Here is a 17,460-nt window from a genome sequence, read left to right as displayed (position 1 = left end):
GGGGCACGTTAGGCCGCGCGGGGCCGCCACTGGGCCACCGGCGGAGGATGTCAGCGTTTCGTCATGGGTCGCAGCCCCCTTCCTGGCCGTATTGCCGCTTACGGTCACCGCATGGGCGACCAACGCACCCCCTCCCGGCTGTCCTGGCTGTCCCGGCTCAGGTTCACCCGGATCCGGCCCGGCCGGTTCCGGCCCACTCGGCTCCAGTCCGTCCGGCTTCCCTCGGATCCCGGCTTCTGGCGCAGCCCGCTGCGCGGGCCGTATCTGACGGCGCTGCTCGGTGCCGTACTGCTGGCCGGTATCACCGTGCTGTTCGTCACCGGCCTGCTGTCCTACGCGGCGTACAACCCGGAGCTGCGGTCCAACGACCGGACGCCGGACCACGGGCTGTTCGGCTTCTATCTGTTCGCCTGGCCGACCGACCCGTACTGGCTCTACCGGCTCACCCAGGGAGTGCACACCACGGTCGGTGTAGTGCTGGTGCCGGTGCTGCTGGCGAAGCTCTGGTCGGTCATCCCGAAGCTGTTCACCATGCCGCCCGCCCGCTCGGCCGCGCATGCGCTGGAGCGGGTCTCGCTGCTGCTGCTCGTGGGCGGGGTGCTGTTCGAGTTCGTGACGGGGCTGCTGAACATCCAGCTCGACTATCTGTTCCCGGGTTCGTTCTACACGCTGCATTTCTATGGCGCGTGGGTCTTCATCGCCGCGTTCGTGGTGCACGTGGCGCTGCGGCTGCCGCAGGCGGTGCGGGTGCTGCGGGACGGGCCACCGGATGACCTGGCGTCCGGAAGGAGGAGACGCCGAAAGCCGGGGGACAAGCCGGCGGACAAGCCGGTGGACGGTGCGGAACGGGGCGGACCGGGCCGTACGGAGTCCGACCGGGAGTCCGACGGCGAGGGGGCGCGCGAGCCGGATCGCGAGACCGGGCTGGTCGCGCCGCGCCCGGCAGCGCCCACGCTGACGCGGCGCGGCGCGCTCGGCGCGGTGGGCGGCGGCTCGGTGCTGCTGCTGGGCGTGACGATCGGCCAGAACTTCGACGGGCCCCTGCGCCGTACCGCGCTGCTGGCACCGCACGGCGGCACCGACCCCGGCACCGGAGCGAATGCTTTCCAGATCAACAAAACGGCCGCAGCGGTCGGCGTCACCGGCGAAGAGGCGGGCAACAGCTGGCGGCTGACGATCGAGGGGGCGCATGGGCGCAAACTGCGTTTCGCCAGGGCCGAGCTGCTGAAGATGGAGCAGCACTCCGCCGCGCTGCCGATCGCCTGTGTGGAGGGCTGGTCGACCTCGGACCAGCACTGGAGCGGCGTACGGCTGCGCGACCTGGCGGAGCTCGCGGGGTTCGACCCGCGGAACGGGCTGCCCGGCGTCTTCGTCGAGTCTCTGCAGCGTGCAGGTGCGTTCCGGCACGCGTCACTGCGGGACAACCAGGTGCGCGATCCGCGGTCCCTGCTGGCGCTGCGGGTGGGCGGCGCGGATCTCTCCCTCGATCACGGCTATCCGGCGCGCGTCATCGTTCCTGCGGCCCCTGGGGTGCACAACACCAAGTGGGTCACCCGGCTGACGTTCGGGGCGGACCAGTGAGGGGGCGGTCGATGAGAGGCCGGTCGATGCGGGGCGGACCGGGGCGGGCTCGAGGTCCTGCGGCGGGTGGCCGGATGGAGGCCGGTCCCGCACCGGGTGCCGGACGGCTGCGCCGCTCGGTGGGCAGCCCGCTCCAGATCGTTCTGCTACTGGCCTCTTTCGTGCTGACCGGTTACGCCGGTGCGCGGCTGCTGGCCGACGACTGGCTGGGCGTCGCCGTGTGGTTCGTGGGGGCGGCGCTGCTGCACGATCTGGTGCTGGTGCCGGTGTACTCGTTCGCGGACCGCGTGCCCAGGGCGGCGGGCCGGTACGTGAACCATCTCCGGATTCCCGCTCTGTTGTCCCTTCTCCTGCTGCTGGTCTGGCTGCCGCTGATCGCCGGTCCGGCCGACCGGTACGCCAAGCTCACCGGGAAGCCTGAGGGGAACAACGGCTATGCGCTGCACTGGCTGTGGGTGACGCTCGGACTGTTCGCCGTCTCTGGGCTGTTGCTTGCCGTACGGGAGGTGCTGCGCAGGCGTCCCCCGCGCAGCGTGCGGCAGGCGCGCCGCGCAGAGCGCCGAGCGCGCCGAAAGCAGCGTCAGACGCGCCGCAGTGCGACGAAGAACCGTCCGCCGGACTCCCACTGACGCGCTGCCGACCACCCGGCCGGCAGCGCGTACCGCAGCAGCGCACGGGTGCCGAGCCGGGCCCAGGGGAACATCTGCCCGGCACCGGAGTCGGGGTGGGGGGCGCGCCCGTCATCGATGCGCACCTGCGCGCGCTCGTCCACGTCCAGGGGCGAGGTCTCGGCCAGTAGCAGTCCGCCCGGGGCGAGGAGCCGGGCGCAGCGCTCCAGCAGCGCCTCCGGGGCGCCGCCTATACCGATGTTGCCGTCCAGCAGCAGCACGCTCCCCCACCGGCCCTCCCCGGGCAGCGGATCGAAGACCGAACGGCACAGAGCCGTACCGCCGAGACCGACGGTGCGCGCGACGGCGGCCGGGCTCACATCGATGCCCAGGACCCGGTGGCCGAGCGAGGAGAGCGCCGCGACCAGCCTGCCGGGGCCGCAGCCGATGTCCAGCACCGCTCCCTCGCAGCGGCGCAGCACGGACATGTCGGCCGCGTCGGCGCTCGCGCACCAGCGCTCCACCTCCAATGGCAGCAGCCAGCCGTCGCTGCGGCGCAGGAAGAGCGGCCCGCGACCGCTGCGCAGCGCGTCGGCGTAGGGGTCGGCGCTCCACTGCGCCACTGCGCTCGAGGCTGCCGAGGCTGTCGGGGCCACTGCTGTAGAGGTTGCTGAGCTGGGCGTTGTGGTCGTCATGGCGCGGCCGTCCAGCGTGCTTCCAGAGCCGCCGGGTGCACGCGGCTCCCAGGGACGGCGGGGATGTCAGGAACGGTCACGGAGGGGAAGCGTTCCGGCCGCAGTTCCGGGAGGGTGGCGACGGTCGCAGCGAACCGGCCGCCGGGGGCTTCGGCGGCGACCCGTACCGCGTCCTCGGCGGTGTCCACGTCGCACAGCGGCGGCAGCTGCCGCACCCGCAGCCCCTCCCGCGCCAGCCGGTCCAGCTGTGCCTGTCCGGTCGTCGCGGTGGACATGGGGACTCCGCGCAGCAGTGCGGGATCCGGGTCGGCCAGTCCCAGTGTCCAGAAGCCGCCGTCCAGCGCCGGTCCGAACCAGGCGTCGCACTCCCGCCAGCTGTCCGGACCGAGCGCGGGAGCCAGCAGTGCGGGGGTCAGTTGCGGGGTGTCCATCCCGACGAGCAGCGCCGGACCGGTGCCCGCTTCGGCGAAGGCCGCCGCGAGCCGTTCGTCCAGCCCTCCGGCGCACTGCGGGACGACGTGGAAACCGGGCGGCAGCCACTCGCCCGGCCGTCCGGACAGCACCAGTACGCGGCGTCGCGCCGGCATCTTCCGTACGGCCTCCAGGGTGTCGTGCAGCGCGGCGGCGGCCAGGAGGGCTGCCTGGTGCGGCGTACACGGCGGGCACAGCCGCGTCTTGACCCGGCCCGGCACCGGCTCCTTGGCGATGACGAGCAGCGTGGCGGCTCCTTGCGGAAGCCCGTCCCCAGTGGCCGGCCTTTGCGGGGGACAGCAGTGCTCCGTCATCGGGCAGCCTCCTGTCCGGCCTGCCCGGCTTGTCCTGCCGGTCCTGCCGGTCCGGTGACGGGCGGCTCCTGGAGCACCGCGCGCATGTCGCGTACCGCGTGCCAGGTGCCGCGCCAGGTGCCGGTGACCTTGGACTTGCCGGTGCGGGGGCGGTAGGGCACGTCGCGCTCCTCGATCCGCCAGCCGGCGTCGGCGGCCCGTACCACCATCTGGAGCGGATATCCGCTGCGCCGGTCGGTCAGTCCGAGTCCCAGCAGTCCCTCGCGGCGTGCGGCGCGCAGCGGGCCCAGATCGTGCAGCCGTACGCCGGTGCGCGCGTGCAGCATGCGGGAGAGCGCGAGGTTGCCCGCGCGGGCGTGCGCGGGCCAGGCACCGCGCGCCTGCGGGCGCCTGCGGCCCAGTACCAGGTCGCTGCGGCCCTCGCGTACCGCCTCGGCGAACGGCACCAGGAGGGACGGGTCGAGAGAGGCGTCGCAGTCGCAGAAGCAGACGATGTCCGCCTCGGCCGCCGTCAGTCCCGCGTGGCAGGCTGCGCCGAAACCGCGCCGGGGCTCGGACACCACTGTCGCGCCGAGTTCGCGTGCCACCGCGGCTGAGCCGTCCGTCGAGCCGTTGTCCACGACGATCGCCCGCCAGCCCGGCGGGATGCGTTCCAGCACCCAGGGCAGCGCCTGCTCCTCGTCGAGGCAGGGGAGTACGACATCGGCACCGGGCACGGGCGTGGCCTCCTTCGGGCGAGGTTCGATCACGCCGCACACCCTACGAAAACAAACCGGGCATTCCGGACTTCGCGTTCTTACGAAACACGGACATCGCCCCTGCCGGTCCCGCCCCGCCTCCCGCGCCCGTCTGCGCGGTGCCACCCTGATGCCATGCAGCCACCAGTCAACGGGCGGGTCCTGGTCGTGGACGACGACCCCACCGTCGCCGAAGTCGTCAGCGGGTACCTGCACCGCGCCGGGTACGCCGTCGACCGCGCGGAGACGGGACCCGGCGCCCTGGAGCGCGCAGCCGCGCACTGGCCGGACCTCGTGGTGCTCGATCTGATGCTGCCCGAGCTGGACGGCCTGGAGGTCTGCCGCAGGCTGCGCGAGAAGGGGCCCGTGCCCGTCATCATGCTGACCGCGCTCGGCGACGAGGGCGACCGGGTGCTGGGCCTGGAGGTCGGCGCTGACGACTACGTCACCAAGCCGTTCAGCCCGCGCGAACTCGTGCTACGGGTCGAGTCCGTACTGCGCCGCAGCCGCAGCGCCGAGGACGTACCGCGGCCGACGCCGCCGCTGCGTGCCGCGGGGCTGACCGTCGACCCGCGTGCCCGGCAGGCCACCAGGAACGGTGCCGAGCTCTCCCTCACCGTGCGGGAGTTCGACCTGCTGGCCCACCTGCTGCGGCACCCGGCGCGCGCGTTCTCGCGCGAGGAGCTGATGCGCGAGGTGTGGGGCTGGGACTTCGGCGACCTCTCGACGGTCACCGTCCATGTACGCCGGCTGCGCGCCAAGGTCGAGGACGACCCGGCGCACCCCCGGCTGATCCAGACCGTATGGGGCGTCGGCTACCGGCTCGACCCTGACGCCACCGTGCAGGAGGGCTGAACGACCGTGCAGGACATGCTGCTCATCGCCCTGTTCGCCTTCCTCGGTGCCGCGGTTGCCGGACTGCTGGGCGCACTGGCGCTGCGCGCGCTGCGGCACCGTTCGCTGGCCGTCTCGCTGACGGTCGTCTCGACTGTCGCCGTGACGGCCATGTTCACCGGCACGCTCGCCGTCGCCTGGGCCATGTTCCTCTCCCGGCACGACCTGTTCGTCGTCACCACTGTCGTCGCCATGGCGGCCGTCGTCTCGCTGGCTACCGCGCTGCTACTGGGGCGCTGGGTGGCGGCCCGCAGCAACGCCCTCACCCAGGCCGCGCGCTCCTTCGGGGACGGCGGCCGTTTTCCGGCACCCGGCGCGGCCGAGGCGGGCGACCCGGCCGAGTTCGCCGCGCTCACCCGGGAGCTCGCCGCCACCAGCGAGAAACTGGCCGCCTCCCGCGACCGCGAGCGCGCACTGGAGAGCTCGCGGCGCGAACTGGTCGCCTGGATCTCGCACGACCTGCGCACCCCCTTGGCCGGCCTGCGCGCCATGTCCGAGGCCCTGGAGGACGGCATGGTGGAGGACACGGGGCGCTGTCTGCGGCAGATCCGTACGGAGGTCGAACGGCTCAACGCTATGGTCGGCGACCTTTTCGAGCTCTCCCGTATCCATGCGGGAACGCTCGCCCTGACCACACACCAGGTGCCGCTCTCCCAGCTCGTGGAGGAGGCACTTGCGGGCGCCGACCCGCTCGCCCGGCAGAACGGTGTCCGTCTGGTGGGCGACGCGGTGGCATCCGTACCCGTCGAGGTGGACGCGCACGAGATGACCAGAGTGCTCGGCAATCTGCTCGTCAACGCCATCCGGCGCACCCCGGAGGACGGCACCGTGGCGGTGCACGCCCGTACGGCGGAGGAGGACGAGAAGGTCGTCCTGTCGGTCACCGACGGCTGCGGCGGCATCCCGGAGGAGGACCTGCCGCGCGTCTTCGACACAGGGTGGCGCGGTACGCACGCCCGTACGCCCCCCGGCGCCGGCCTGGGGCTGGCCATCGTCCGCGGCATCGTCGAGGCCCACCAGGGCACGGCCGCGGTGCGCAACGTGACCGGCGGCTGCTGCTTCGAGCTCACGCTGCCGAGGGCACTGCCGGGTCCGCGGGCGAGCGCGGAGGCGTGAGAGGGCTGCCTGGGAGGGCACCACTGCTGCACGGCTTCGCTACGCCCGCTGGAGCGGCGCCGTCCTCATGCCGGAGGCGGCGAACTCCTTCATGCCCTCGGCGAAGGGGATGTGGGCCCGCCATCCGAGTTCGCGTGCGGCCCGCTGGGAGGACGCGGTGATGTGCCGTACGTCGCCCAGCCGGTACTCGCCCGTCACCACCGGGTCGGGGCCGCCGTAGCACTCGGCCAGCGCGGCGGCCATCTCGCCGACGGTGTGCGGGTGGCCGCTGCCGGTGTTGTACGCCGTGAAGCAGCCGGGCCGGTGTGCTGCCGCTCCCGTGTGCACGGCTTCCAGCGCGGTGAGGTTGGCGGCCGCGATGTCCCGCACATGGACGAAGTCCCTCCGCTGGGCCCCGTCTTCGTAGACGGTCGGTGCCATGCCTCGGGCGAGCGCGGAGCGGAAGAACGAGGCCACTCCCGCGTAGGGGGTGTCACAGGGCATGCCGGGTCCGTAGACGTTGTGATAGCGCAGCGACACGGCGCGTCCGTCGACGGCCCGCGCCCATGCCGCGGCCAGGTGCTCCTGGGCGAGCTTGGTGGTCGCGTAGGTGTTGCGGGGGTCCATTGGCGCGTCCTCGCCGACCAGTCCAGGGCGCAGCGCGGCGCCGCACTCGGGGCACGGCGGCTCGAACTGACCGGACCGCAGGTCCGGTACGGCACGCGGCCCCGGCCGGACGACGCCGTGCCGCGCGCACTCATAGCGCCCTTCGCCGTAGACGACCATCGAACCGGCAAGCACCAGCGCCCGCACGCCGGCCCGCTCCATGGCGGTCAGCAGCACTGCTGTGCCGAGGTCGTTGCAGCTGACATACACGGGCGCGTCGGAGAAGTCCTTGCCCAGACCGACCATTGCCGCCTGATGGCAGACCGCGTCCACGCCGCGCAGCGCGTCGGCGACCACGTCCGCGTCCCGGATGTCACCGCGCACATACCGGACCCCCGGTCCGGAGGCCGGGAGTTCGGCACCTCCCCCGTGTGCCGACGGCAGCAGTGCATCCAGGACGACCGCCTCATGGCCCGCGGCCGTCAGAGCCTCCACGACGTGGGAACCGATGAACCCGGCACCGCCGGTGACAAGAACGCGCATACGGCCACGCTAGGCGCGCCAGGGCGCCGCGCAGCGCTGCGCGGCGCCCGTGTCACCGGTCCGTAAGAACCTCGTCCGCAACGTCGTTCCCATGGCTCGTGTGCGCAGCAGCAACGTTCTCGTACGCGGGAACACCGGCACCCCGCTCGTGCCGTGCCCGCCGCCCGCGCAGCCCGAATCCGGCGACTGTTGCGGCCAGCAGCGCTGCGCACAGTGGGATGAAAAGTCCCGCGCGGTAGCCGTCCAGCAGCGCCGCGGGGGTGTCCGCCTCGGTGGCTGCGGCGTTGGCGGCCGCAGCGCCGGAGAGGCCGAGCGCGGCTCCGAACTGGACGGAAGTGAACAGCAATGCGCTCGCCACGCCCTGTTCCGCTCTGGGGATGCCGTCGGTCGCCATGATGGTCAGCGGCCCGTAGGCGAGCGTGAAGGCGATTCCGACCAGCGCCAGGCTCGGCAGCATCGCCAAATAGGGCCACTCCGCCCCGACCGGCAGGAACAAGGCGTACGCCGCCACTGCGGCCAGTAGTCCTACGAAAATGACCCGTGGGGTGCCGAACCGGCCCACCAGCCACGGCACGACAGTGGGTGCGAGTGCTGCGTCCAGGCCGGTCACCAGCATCGCCAGGCTCGTCTCCAGCGTCGACCAGTCGCGCAGTTCCTGCAGGTACAGGACGACCAGGAACTGGAACCCGAAGAACGCACCGACGAAGAGCAGTGCAACAGCGTTGGCACGCACAAGGGGGCCCGAGCGCAGCATGCCGAGCCGTATCAACGGTGCAGCAGTGCGACGTTCGATCAGTACGAAGACGCCCAGGAGGACCGCACCGGCAGCCAGCACCGCCAGTGTCTGTGGCCAGCCGCTGTGCGTGGCCCGCTCGATGCCCAGGACGAGCAGAACGAGTGCCGCCGTGATCGTCACCCCGCCGGCCAGGTCGAAACCGGGGCGCGGCCCCGTTGCCGTACCGGGCTGCGTCCGTGTTGCCGTACCGGGCTCCGTCCGTGGCCCGCGCGGGACGAGCACGAGTGCGGCGGCCAGGATCAGGGCCGAGAGCGCCACAGGGGCGAAGAACACCCAGCGCCAGCCGAGCCCGGTCAGCAGCCCGCCGAAGACCAGTCCGAGGGCGAAGCCCGCAGCACTCGTACCGGAGTAGATGAGCAGCGCCTTGTTCCGCCGCCTGCCCTCCGCGAAGCCTGTGGTGATCAGCGAGAGACCGGCGGGGGTCATGAACGCTGCCGCGACGCCGGTGACGAAGCGGGCCAGGATCAGCGTCCAGCCCGCGCCCGCCAGCCCACCGAGCCCGGAGAAGAGCAGGAAGACCACGAGCGAGCCCACGAACATCCGCCGCCGTCCGTACAGGTCGGCAGCGCGGCCACCCAGCAGAACGAAGCCGCCGTAGCCGAGCACATAGGAGCTCATGATCCACTGCAACTCACCCACCGGCATGCCGAGATCGGCGCGGATGGCGGGCAGGGCCACATTGAGCATGCCGATGTCGATGCCTTCGAGGAAGACAGCGCCGCACAGCACCAGCAGAATGCCCCGTTCGCGGGCAGACATAGGGAGATCAGCGGAATTCTGAGGTTTCAGGTGAGTTGCCACGCCCTCACCCTCCATTGGCAGGGCGCGGGGAACAACGGCGAACAGCGCAACGTTGCGTTCAGCCGGACTGAACGATGCAAACGATGCAGCAGCGCCGATGCAGCAGCGCCGATACAGCGGTAACGATGCAGGTAGTAGTGGTGCAGGGGGTGCGGTAGCCGACATGGAACGCGACGAGGTGACGTGCCTGCTGATCCTGGCCGAGGAGCTGCACTTCGGCCGCACCGCGGAGCGCATGCATCTCTCCCGCGCCCGCGTCAGCCAGCTCGTGCAGCGGCTCGAACGGCGGGTCGGCGCGCCGCTGTTCCACCGTACGAGCCGCACCGTGAACCTCACCGAGCTGGGACGGCAGCTGCGGGACGACCTCGCGCCGCACCAGCGCGCCATGGACGAGGCGCTGGCCCGCGCTGCGACGACCGCGGCGACCGCGGCCCGGCGGTCGGCGGGAGAGCTGCGGGGTGTGCTGAATGTGGGCTTCTCCGGACCGCTGGCCGGGGAGGCGGTGATGCGTGCGGCGAAGGTGCTGGCCGAGCGGTGGCCCGGGCTCCGGGTCGAGCCGTGCGAGGTCCCGCTGGCCGACCCGTTCGGCAAGCTCCGCGCCGGCGCCTACGACGTACAGCTCGCGGAACTCCCGGCCGGAGAGGCCGACCTGGTGGAGGGGCCCGAACTCTTCAGTGAGCCGCGGGTGCTGGCTGTGCAAGCCGCGCATCCGCTGGCCCGGCGCGGGGTGGCCTCCCCGGAGGACCTGGCCGGGCTGGGGGAGACGCCCCTGCTGACCCTGCGGGAGGGGCTGCCGGTGCTGTGCCGCGAGCAGTTGGCGCCCGCACGGACGCCTGCGGGGCGCTCGGTCCCTCCCGGGCTGCCGGTCACCAGCGTGCAGGAGGCGCTCGTCCTGGTGGCGGCAGGCAAGGGCGCCCTGCTGACCGGCGCGCACTCCGGCACGTACTTTCCGCGCCCCGGCGTCCGCTACGTCCCCCTCCCGGAAGCCGCCTCACTGGCGTACGGACTGGTGCGCCGACGAGGCCCCCTGACGCCGCAGCTCCAGGCGTTCACGGAGGCGATGACGGAGACGGTCCGGACCGGCGAACCGATGTAGGCAGCCGGCTGCAGGTGCACGTTTCGTGCGCCCTCTCCGGCCCCCTCTCGTGCGCTGCGCGCCTCACCGCCCGGTGCGGAAGGCTCCCGCGCGGGCGGCGTCGTAGGCGGCGCGCGCGGCGCGTTCGGCGGCTGCCTGGTCGAGCGGGGTGCCGGTGGTCAGCAGCTGGTAGTACAGGGGGGCGGAGACGGCGCGTACGACCTGTTCGGGGTCCGTGTCGGCCGGTACCTCTCCCCGCTCGGCGGCCTGTACGACGCACGGTGCCCACTCCGCGACCCGGGCCGCGTAGAACTGGTGCAGCGCCTCGGCGGCGAGGGCGTCGCACGTCGCGGCGGCGATCACGGCCTTGAACAGCGCGCCCTGTCTCGGGTCCGTCAGAGTGCGGCGTACCAGCGTGGCGTTGGCCTCGAGTTCCCTCAGCAGCGAGCCCACCTCTATGCGCGGCTCCGACTGCTCGGCCATGTCTTCGAGCAGGTCCGCCAGCAGCCCGGTGACCGATCCCCAGCGCCGGTAGACGGTCGTCTTGCCGACTCCGGCGCGGCGGGCGACCTCGGCGAGGTCGAGGTGGGCGAAGCCGCGCTCGGCGAGGGCGTCGCCGGCTGCGTGCAGCACCGCTTCACGTACCCGGGCCGTGCGCCCTCCGGGTCGCACCGTACCGGGCACGGCGCCGGTGTCCGGCGCGGTCGTCTTCCGCCGGCTTCCCGGCCCAGATCTCACAACGGGTCTCCAGTTCCCTTAACGGCTCGCGCCTGCTACGGTACTCGTATCGCCTAACGGGACTCGGGTCCCGTTAGGAGTGGATAAGGGTGCGCAGAAGCACATGCAGGGCTGTCTGCCAAGAGGGAAGTGGGAACGGGTCATGGAATACCGACAGTTGGGCGCCTCCGGCCTGCGGGTCCCGGCGCTGAGTCTGGGGACCGGCACCTTCGGCGGCCGGGGGCCGCTGTTCGGAGAGTGGGGCGACACCGACGCCCGCGCCGCGCGGCGCCTGGTGGACATCGCCCTCGACGCCGGGATCACGATGTTCGACACCGCCGACGTCTATTCGGCCGGAGCCTCCGAGGAAGTGCTGGGCCAAGCCGTCAAGGGCCGTCGCGACCAGGTGCTCATCGCCACCAAGGCCGGCCTGCCCATGGGTGACGGGCCGGGTGAGTACGGCACCTCACGCGCCCGGCTCGTCAAGGCGACCGAGGACGCGCTGCGCCGCCTTGGCACCGACCACATCGACCTCTTCCAGCTCCACGCCCACGACGCGGCGACCCCGCAGGAAGAAGTCCTCGCCACCCTCGACCAGCTGGTCCGCGAAGGAAAGATCCGCTACACCGGCGTCTCCAACCACTCGGGCTGGCAGCTGATGAAGTCCCTCGCCACGGCCGACACATACGGCTATCCACGGCATGTGGCGCACCAGGTGTACTACTCCTTGATCGGCCGCGACTACGAGTGGGAGCTGATGCCCCTGGGGCTCGATCAAGGGGTCGGCGCGGTGGTGTGGAGCCCACTGGGCTGGGGGCGGCTGACAGGCAGGATACGGCGCGGACAGCCGCTGCCCGAGAAGAGCCGTCTGCACCACACCGCCGCCTTCGGCCCGCCCGTCGACGACGAACTCCTCTACCGCGTGGTCGACGCGCTCGATGCCGTCGCCGAGGAGACGGGACGCACCATCCCCCAGGTCGCGCTGAACTGGCTGCTGTGCCGGCCGACCGTCTCCTCCGTCATCGTCGGCGCCCGCGACGAGGAGCAGCTGCGGCAGAACATCGGCGCGGTGGGCTGGAGCCTCACGCCCGAGCAGGTCGCCAGGCTGGACGAGGCCAGTGCGAAGGACGCGGCCTACCCCTACTTCCCGTATCAGCGACAGGAGGGCTTCGCCCGGCTCAGTCCGCCACCCGTCACCCTCAACCAGCCCGGCGTGCCCGATGCACAGGCGGCATGACCCTTCGGCCCCTTCGCCACCTTCGCCCCTTTCACCACCCTCCGCCGCAGTCCTGGCCCGCGTTCCGCGCGTTCCGCGCTGCCAGGAATTCGCCGTAGGTGACCTTGCCCGTGGCGTGGTCCGGGGCCAGGTTGCCGCCCTGGCGGAAGGCGCGGGCCGTGCGGCCGGGCAGGGGCAGCTCCACGATGCGGCGGGACCGACCGGTCGACCGGAGCGTCTCCTCGGCGAGTTCGCGCGCGGTGTGCACGTGCGGCCCTCCCATGTCCGGCACCCGGCCCGCGGGCTCGCCGCGCACCAACTCGGCGAGGCGGTGGGCGACCTCGGTGACCTCCACAGGCTGGAAGCGGAAGCCCGTCGGCGCGATGACGCGGGGCAGCCGGCGTTGCCCGGTCGTCATTGCGGCGACCAGGTCGTGGAACTGGGTGGCCCGGAGGATCGTGTACGGCAGCCCCGACTTCTCCAGCAGCCGCTCGGCCCGGAGCTTGGCCTTGTAGTAGGGGAAAGGCACGCGGTCGACGCCGACGATGGAGATGTAGACGAGGTGCGCGACGCCCGCCTCGCGCCCCGCCTCCACCACCCGGGAGAGCACCTTCACCTCCCGCCACGGGTCGGTGGCACAGTGCACGATCGCCCGTACGCCGGAGACGGCGGCGGCCAGCCCGACGCCGTTGGTGAGATCGCAGACCGCCCACTCGCAGGGCCGGTCGTCGCCCGGCCGGCGGGGCCGCCTGCTCATGACGCGTACGGGGACGCCGTCCGAGAGCAGTTCGTCCACGAGGGGGCGGCCGAGGGTTCCGGTGCCGCCGGTCACCAGCACGGGGCTGCCGTTCGGCGCGGGGTGGGCGGAGGTGTTCGGGGAAGTCATGGAAGGGTGCCTCCGGGGCGGTCGGTGTGGGTGCTCTCCCCTGGACAACCGGATGGCGGCCCCGAACGTGACAGCTTGGCTGTCCGGTTACCCGAGCGGCCGACATGCGGCGACCTGGCGGGCCGCGTACGCCAGCTTGTCCGGGTTCAGCGAGATCCGCAGCGCGGTGACGCGACCGTCGGCGATCTCCAGCGACACCACTGCGAGCAACTGCCCCTCGGCGAGCGCGAGCAGCGCGGGCCCGCCGTTCACCTCGTAGGGCACCAGGTCGACGCCGGCCGCGTACTTGGACAGCCCACGGGCCAGATAGCGCGCCACCTTCGCCGGGCCCACGATCGGGCGGCGGGCGGAGGTGATCCGGCCGCCACCGTCCGCGTACGAGACCACGTCGTCGGCCAACAGCCGCTCCAGCTGAGCGAGGTCGCCCTCGCGTGCGGCCGTCACGAAGGTCTCCACGAGCCCCACCCAGCGCTCCCGCCGCTGAGGGCCATGACGCACATCGTCGGCGGTGCTGTCGACGGTGTTGTCGTCGGCGTTGTGGGCGTGCACCGCCTGCTTGGCCCGTCGGTAGAGCTGGCGCGAGTTCGCTTCCGAGATGTCCAGCAGTTCGGCGATCTCACGGTGCGAGTAGTCGAATGCCGCACGGAGGACGAACACCGCGCGCTCGGGCGGAGTGAGCCGTTCCAGCAGGACGAGCAGCGCGAACGAGACGGAGTCGCGCTGCTCGGCGGTCTCCAGAGGCCCGAGCGGTGGCGTGGCCCCGACCGCACCGCCGACACCCACCCCTGCAGGGGCGCGTGTGCCGACGCGGCCCGTCGACTTCGCCGTCGCCGTCAGTACGGGTTCGGGCAGCCATTCACCCACGTACCGTTCGCGCCGTACGCGCGCCGAAGACAGCTCGTTGAGACTGAGATTGGTGACGACCTTCGCCAGCCACGGGCCCGGAGCTGCCACCGCGCCGCGGTCGGTACGCTCCCAGCGCAGATACGCCTCCTGGACGATGTCCTCCGCCTCGGACGCCGAACCCAGCATCCGGTAGGCGATCCCGAAGAGCCGCGCCCTGTGCGCCTGGAACTCCGCCACCGCCGTGTCCGTCATGGGGCAAGTGCATCACGCGGCGTGCCGCGCCCCGGCACCCGCCCGCACGATCCGAGTCCCTCGGCATGCGGCCGGGAGGGTCACAGCTCCTGTGAGGTGAGCCACGGCCGGATCTGCCGACGCGCGTGGTGCAGGCGTGACTTGACGGTGCCCAGCGGAATGCCGAGCCGGTCGACGATCTCGGCGTAGTCCATCTGGCACAGGTCCCGGTAGACGAGCGGCGCCACCAGATGCGGGCTCTCCTGCTCCAGCCGCTCCAGCGCTTCGAGGAGGTCCACGCGGGACCCCGCGATCACGCTCGTCGTCCGCGGGTCGGGACGGGTTTCCGGTGCTCCGGGCTGGTCAGGGAGCACATGCTGCTCCGCGGACCGGCGTTTCAGCTCGCGGTACTTCTGACGTGAACAGTTGGCAACGATCGTGTGCAGCCACGTACTGAAGCGGCTGCGGCCCTGGAAGCGCTCGATGTGCCGGGCGACTTGGAGCAGTACGTCCTGTGCGGCTTCCTCGGCGTCCTCGCGGAAGAGGAGGAACCGTCCACAATGTCGTACTACGTCCGGGCGGATAGCGCGCAGCAGGGCATCGAGAGCCGCGCTGTCGCCGCCCGCCGCCCGGCTGGCGAGGGCTTCGGTGTCGGAGGCCGACGGCGAATCACCGGGGCCCGCCGACTCAGGCCACCCGGATGGCTGGTTCACGGTGTGGGGAGAGGACGGTGGGCACATCCAGGCATCATAAGGGGCATGCCTTCACCTGATCAGATCGGCCGCTACCGGGTCGACCGTCGTATCGGCTCCGGCGCTTTCGCGGTCGTATGGCTTGCACATGATGACCGATTGGAAGCGCCTGTAGCGGTCAAGGTGATGGCCGACAACTGGGCGCACCGGATGGACATCCGGGAGCGCTTCCTGGCCGAGGCGCGGCTGCTGCGCAGGGCGTCGTCGGGCGGTGTCGTGCAGGTCTTCGACGTGGGAGAGCTGGACGACGAACGGCCGTACTTCGTCATGGAGTACGCGGACCGGGGCACGGTCGCCGACCGGATGGCGACCGGACCGCTGCCCGTGACCGAGGCGCTGCGGCTCACCGCGGAGGCGGCGCACGGGGCGGAGGCGCTGCACGAGGCGGGTGTGGTGCACCGCGACATCAAACCGTCCAACGTGCTGCTCACGAGCGGCGGTGCGCAGGGCCGGGAGCGGGTGCTCGTCGCCGACCTCGGGCTCGCCAAGAACCTCGCGCATGCGTCGGGGCTGACCGTCGTCGCGGGGTCGGTCGGCTACATGGCCCCCGAGCAGGCCGAACCCTTCGAGGGCATCGACGCACGCGCGGACATCTACAGCCTGGGCGCCGTGCTGTACCACCTGGTGACGGGGGCGGTGCCGGGGAGCCCTGAGCGGCTGATCCCGCTGGACGAGGTGCGTCCAGGGCTGCCGTGGGCGATGACGGAAGCGGTTGCACGCGCGATGGAGCCCGACCGCGAACGCCGCTGGCCGACAGCAGCCGCGTTCGCGGACGAACTTGACCGGATCGCATCGGAATTGGACCGGAAATCGTCCCCTGCGGCCGGTAAGGGCGAGCCGGGGGGTGCCGACGGGGCCGGCGAGACGGACGGGGTCGCCGGTGGGGGCGGCGCCGCGTCGGACGGGCTCGGTGGGTCCGGCGAGCCTGGTGGGTCCGGTGAGACCGGTGAGTCCAATGCGCCCGGTGGGGCCAATGCGCCCGGTGGGTCCGGTGAGGCCCGGGAGACCGACCGGTTGGGCGGACGCGCCGTTGAGGGAGAGCCGGACCGGAGTGCGGCCGGTCGGGACGGCCTCGCGCCGTCGGCGGCCCAGCTGTCCTCCCTGGCCGTACGGCCCGCGCCGCAGGGGCCCGTTGAGCCGTCGGACAGCACGGCTGAGCCGCCCTCGCCCCGTAATCCCTCGCCCGGGAATCGCGCGCCCCGCAATCCCGCATCCACGAGCTCCGCGGCCGGGCCGGGCACGCCGGGCACGCCGGGGGGTTCCGTGACCGGCGCGTCCGCGGCCGAGGCGGCCGAGGCGCCCGTTACCGGGTCGTCCGCGGCCGGAGCCGCCGCTGCCAAGCCCTCCGCGGCCGGGACCCCGCCCACCGACTCGTACGTCTTCGAGAGGCCGGCGCCCGAACGTCCTCGCGCGCCCCAGCGTCCTCTCGCCCCTGAGCGCTCCGACGCTTCCGAGCACACCGACGCTCGCGAGCACTCCCACGCCCCGGAGCACTCTCTCGCCCCCGTATCCGGACCGAGGGCGGATGCCGGCCCCGGGTCGTCCGTCGCCGAGCCGTACGGTGCGGGCGCGGGGACTGCTCGGTCGGCGCGCAGTCGTCGGCGTCGGCGCGCCGCAGCCATCGGATCCGCCGTCGCCGTGCTGGCGGGTGCGGGCGTCGCCAGCGCGATACTGGCGCCGGACCCTGAACAGGCGCTCGCAGCGGTGCGGGTGCACGACGCGAGTGGGCAGATCAGCGTCGAGATCCCCAAAACGTGGGCGAAGGAGACGGCCAACTCGGGCTGGAACCCCTCCTCGCTGGGGCTGGCCGAGAACCGCGCCCCCGGACTGCTCGTGGCGGAGGACGTGGGCCGTTGGCAGGACCTCACCTCGGGGACGAGCGGGGTCTTCGTGGGGCTCGGCACCTCGACGGACAAGGGCGACAAGGGCGACAAGGCCGGCAACGACGGCAAGGCCGATGGGGCCGGCCAGGCCGACCGGACCGGCGGGAGCAACGCGGCCACACCGGACGCGCAGGCCACACCGACCACCCAGGGGGCCGCCGGGATCCTGCCGCAGCTCCCCGCCAAGGTGGCCGGACTGAAGCACCGGGGCTGTCAGTACACGGGCAGCCGCAAATTCCAGAACAACGGCTGGCACGGACGCATTCGCACGTGGTCGGCCTGCTACTCCCCCGGGCACTCGCTGGAAGAGATCGGCCTGGCCCCCCGGCGGAAGGGCAAGCCCCCGGTGTATGTGCAGATCCGCTGCGACGAGGACTGTTCGGCCAGGACGGACCAGGTGCTCAAGAGCCTGCGCGTCAACGCGTCATAGCGCCGACGCGCCCGCTTGCGCGTACGAGCTCCCTCCTTCCCCGTACGAGCTCCGGCGTGCGGCTCCGGCGTGCGGCTCCGGCGCTCAGGGCGCGCCGTAACGCCATCCACCGCTGGACCCCTCACCAGCTCTCACCACCTCTCCGACCCCTGACGTCTCCCGTGACGCGTCCGTCACGGAGCGGACGGCCCGGCCTCGGTCGGTTGGCTGAAAAGCGCCGGTGGCCGTGAACCTTCCCGGGCAGTCGTCCATCGAAGGCTGTGTACGGCGCAGAGCCCCGGGG

Annotated in this window: 16 protein-coding genes; 7 read left to right on the top strand and 9 right to left on the bottom strand. The window is 72.3% G+C overall.

The window, feature by feature from the left end:
• Nucleotides 1-111 precede the first annotated feature (111 nt).
• Nucleotides 112-1,581, top strand: coding sequence for a molybdopterin-dependent oxidoreductase (locus tag ITI46_RS11005; RefSeq protein WP_209239282.1), 1,470 nt, complete (start codon nt 112-114; stop codon nt 1,579-1,581).
• Between the two features lie 74 nt (nt 1,582-1,655).
• On the top strand, nt 1,656-2,210 hold the full coding sequence (locus tag ITI46_RS11000; RefSeq protein ID WP_209239281.1) for a hypothetical protein: 555 nt from the start codon (nt 1,656-1,658) through the stop codon (nt 2,208-2,210).
• Here ITI46_RS11000 and ITI46_RS10995 read toward each other — a convergent pair.
• The 3 genes from ITI46_RS10995 to ITI46_RS10985 are packed head-to-tail and all read right to left on the bottom strand — an operon-like array spanning nt 2,162 to nt 4,418.
• On the bottom strand, nt 2,162-2,884 hold the full coding sequence (locus ITI46_RS10995; protein ID WP_209239280.1) for a class I SAM-dependent methyltransferase: 723 nt from the start codon (nt 2,882-2,884) through the stop codon (nt 2,162-2,164). The two genes, ITI46_RS11000 and ITI46_RS10995, sit on opposite strands and share 49 nt — an antisense overlap.
• Nucleotides 2,881-3,669 carry a TIGR04282 family arsenosugar biosynthesis glycosyltransferase gene (locus ITI46_RS10990; protein WP_209239279.1) on the bottom strand — a complete coding sequence of 263 codons (789 nt, stop codon included), beginning with the start codon at nt 3,667-3,669 and terminating at the stop codon, nt 2,881-2,883. The genes ITI46_RS10995 and ITI46_RS10990 overlap by 4 nt, the downstream gene beginning before the upstream one ends.
• The gene (locus ITI46_RS10985; RefSeq protein WP_307808130.1) at nt 3,666-4,418 is read right to left on the bottom strand and encodes a glycosyltransferase family 2 protein; all 753 of its coding nucleotides are present in this window, start codon (nt 4,416-4,418) and stop codon (nt 3,666-3,668) included. The genes ITI46_RS10990 and ITI46_RS10985 overlap by 4 nt, the downstream gene beginning before the upstream one ends.
• 123 nt (nt 4,419-4,541) lie before the next feature.
• Here ITI46_RS10985 and ITI46_RS10980 point away from each other — a divergent pair, with 123 nt between their 5' ends.
• Together ITI46_RS10980 and ITI46_RS10975 are read left to right on the top strand one after the other, a co-directional pair.
• A complete protein-coding gene (locus tag ITI46_RS10980; RefSeq protein WP_209239278.1) occupies nt 4,542-5,261 on the top strand; it encodes a response regulator transcription factor in 720 nt (239 codons plus the stop codon).
• A 6-nt stretch (nt 5,262-5,267) separates the two neighbouring features.
• Complete coding sequence (locus ITI46_RS10975; RefSeq protein ID WP_209239277.1) at nt 5,268-6,416, top strand: sensor histidine kinase; 1,149 nt, start codon at nt 5,268-5,270, stop codon at nt 6,414-6,416.
• A 39-nt stretch (nt 6,417-6,455) separates the two neighbouring features.
• On the opposite strand, the gene ITI46_RS10970 is transcribed toward ITI46_RS10975, so the two are convergent.
• Entirely contained in the window at nt 6,456-7,544 is a 1,089-nt protein-coding gene (locus tag ITI46_RS10970) for an NAD-dependent epimerase/dehydratase family protein (RefSeq protein ID WP_209239276.1), read from the bottom strand.
• 52 nt (nt 7,545-7,596) lie between these two features.
• The gene (locus ITI46_RS10965) at nt 7,597-9,099 is read right to left on the bottom strand and encodes an MFS transporter (protein ID WP_209239275.1); all 1,503 of its coding nucleotides are present in this window, start codon (nt 9,097-9,099) and stop codon (nt 7,597-7,599) included.
• A gap of 205 nt (nt 9,100-9,304) precedes the next feature.
• On the opposite strand from ITI46_RS10965, the gene ITI46_RS10960 reads away from it, so the two are divergent.
• A complete protein-coding gene (locus ITI46_RS10960; RefSeq protein WP_209239274.1) occupies nt 9,305-10,237 on the top strand; it encodes a LysR family transcriptional regulator in 933 nt (310 codons plus the stop codon).
• Between the two features lie 63 nt (nt 10,238-10,300).
• Here ITI46_RS10960 and ITI46_RS10955 read toward each other — a convergent pair whose 3' ends face one another.
• Nucleotides 10,301-10,849, bottom strand: coding sequence for a TetR/AcrR family transcriptional regulator (locus tag ITI46_RS10955; RefSeq protein WP_307808129.1), 549 nt, complete (start codon nt 10,847-10,849; stop codon nt 10,301-10,303).
• 247 nt (nt 10,850-11,096) lie between these two features.
• On the opposite strand from ITI46_RS10955, the gene ITI46_RS10950 reads away from it, so the two are divergent.
• Nucleotides 11,097-12,170, top strand: coding sequence for an aldo/keto reductase (locus ITI46_RS10950; RefSeq protein WP_209239273.1), 1,074 nt, complete (start codon nt 11,097-11,099; stop codon nt 12,168-12,170).
• 31 nt (nt 12,171-12,201) lie between these two features.
• Here the strand turns inward: ITI46_RS10950 and ITI46_RS10945 are convergent, their stop codons facing one another.
• From ITI46_RS10945 to ITI46_RS10935, 3 genes are all read right to left on the bottom strand, one after another.
• Entirely contained in the window at nt 12,202-13,035 is an 834-nt protein-coding gene (locus ITI46_RS10945; RefSeq protein ID WP_209239272.1) for an SDR family oxidoreductase, read from the bottom strand.
• 87 nt (nt 13,036-13,122) lie between these two features.
• Nucleotides 13,123-14,133, bottom strand: a complete 1,011-nt coding sequence (sigJ, locus tag ITI46_RS10940; protein ID WP_209239271.1) for an RNA polymerase sigma factor SigJ — start codon at nt 14,131-14,133, stop codon at nt 13,123-13,125.
• An 80-nt stretch (nt 14,134-14,213) separates the two neighbouring features.
• Nucleotides 14,214-14,852: an RNA polymerase sigma factor gene (locus tag ITI46_RS10935; protein ID WP_209239270.1), complete on the bottom strand. Its 639-nt coding sequence runs from the start codon at nt 14,850-14,852 to the stop codon at nt 14,214-14,216.
• Nucleotides 14,853-14,870: 18 nt separating this feature from the next.
• Here ITI46_RS10935 and ITI46_RS35800 point away from each other — a divergent pair, with 18 nt between their 5' ends.
• Entirely contained in the window at nt 14,871-17,177 is a 2,307-nt protein-coding gene (locus ITI46_RS35800; RefSeq protein ID WP_307808128.1) for a serine/threonine-protein kinase, read from the top strand.
• Nucleotides 17,178-17,460: the final 283 nt, after the last annotated feature.

Source organism: Streptomyces oryzae, from assembly GCF_017676365.1.
In the GTDB taxonomy this organism is placed as follows: domain Bacteria; phylum Actinomycetota; class Actinomycetes; order Streptomycetales; family Streptomycetaceae; genus Streptomyces; species Streptomyces oryzae.
Note: the sequence above shows the minus strand (reverse complement) of the source record. Positions and strands in the feature narration are given on the sequence as shown.

What these genes read in the sequence shown, in the direction of transcription:
- ITI46_RS11005 (WP_209239282.1), top strand. Translation starts at nt 112, where the DNA reads ATGGGCGACCAACGCACCCCCTCCCGGCTGTCCTGGCTGTCCCGGCTC.
- ITI46_RS11000 (WP_209239281.1), top strand. Translation starts at nt 1,656, where the DNA reads ATGGAGGCCGGTCCCGCACCGGGTGCCGGACGGCTGCGCCGCTCGGTG.
- ITI46_RS10995 (WP_209239280.1), bottom strand. Translation starts at nt 2,884, where the DNA reads ATGACGACCACAACGCCCAGCTCAGCAACCTCTACAGCAGTGGCCCCG.
- ITI46_RS10990 (WP_209239279.1), bottom strand. Translation starts at nt 3,669, where the DNA reads ATGACGGAGCACTGCTGTCCCCCGCAAAGGCCGGCCACTGGGGACGGG.
- ITI46_RS10980 (WP_209239278.1), top strand. Translation starts at nt 4,542, where the DNA reads ATGCAGCCACCAGTCAACGGGCGGGTCCTGGTCGTGGACGACGACCCC.
- ITI46_RS10970 (WP_209239276.1), bottom strand. Translation starts at nt 7,544, where the DNA reads ATGCGCGTTCTTGTCACCGGCGGTGCCGGGTTCATCGGTTCCCACGTC.
- ITI46_RS10965 (WP_209239275.1), bottom strand. Translation starts at nt 9,099, where the DNA reads ATGTCTGCCCGCGAACGGGGCATTCTGCTGGTGCTGTGCGGCGCTGTC.
- ITI46_RS10960 (WP_209239274.1), top strand. Translation starts at nt 9,305, where the DNA reads ATGGAACGCGACGAGGTGACGTGCCTGCTGATCCTGGCCGAGGAGCTG.
- ITI46_RS10950 (WP_209239273.1), top strand. Translation starts at nt 11,097, where the DNA reads ATGGAATACCGACAGTTGGGCGCCTCCGGCCTGCGGGTCCCGGCGCTG.
- ITI46_RS10945 (WP_209239272.1), bottom strand. Translation starts at nt 13,035, where the DNA reads ATGACTTCCCCGAACACCTCCGCCCACCCCGCGCCGAACGGCAGCCCC.
- sigJ (WP_209239271.1), bottom strand. Translation starts at nt 14,133, where the DNA reads ATGACGGACACGGCGGTGGCGGAGTTCCAGGCGCACAGGGCGCGGCTC.
- ITI46_RS10935 (WP_209239270.1), bottom strand. Translation starts at nt 14,852, where the DNA reads ATGTGCCCACCGTCCTCTCCCCACACCGTGAACCAGCCATCCGGGTGG.
- ITI46_RS35800 (WP_307808128.1), top strand. Translation starts at nt 14,871, where the DNA reads ATGCCTTCACCTGATCAGATCGGCCGCTACCGGGTCGACCGTCGTATC.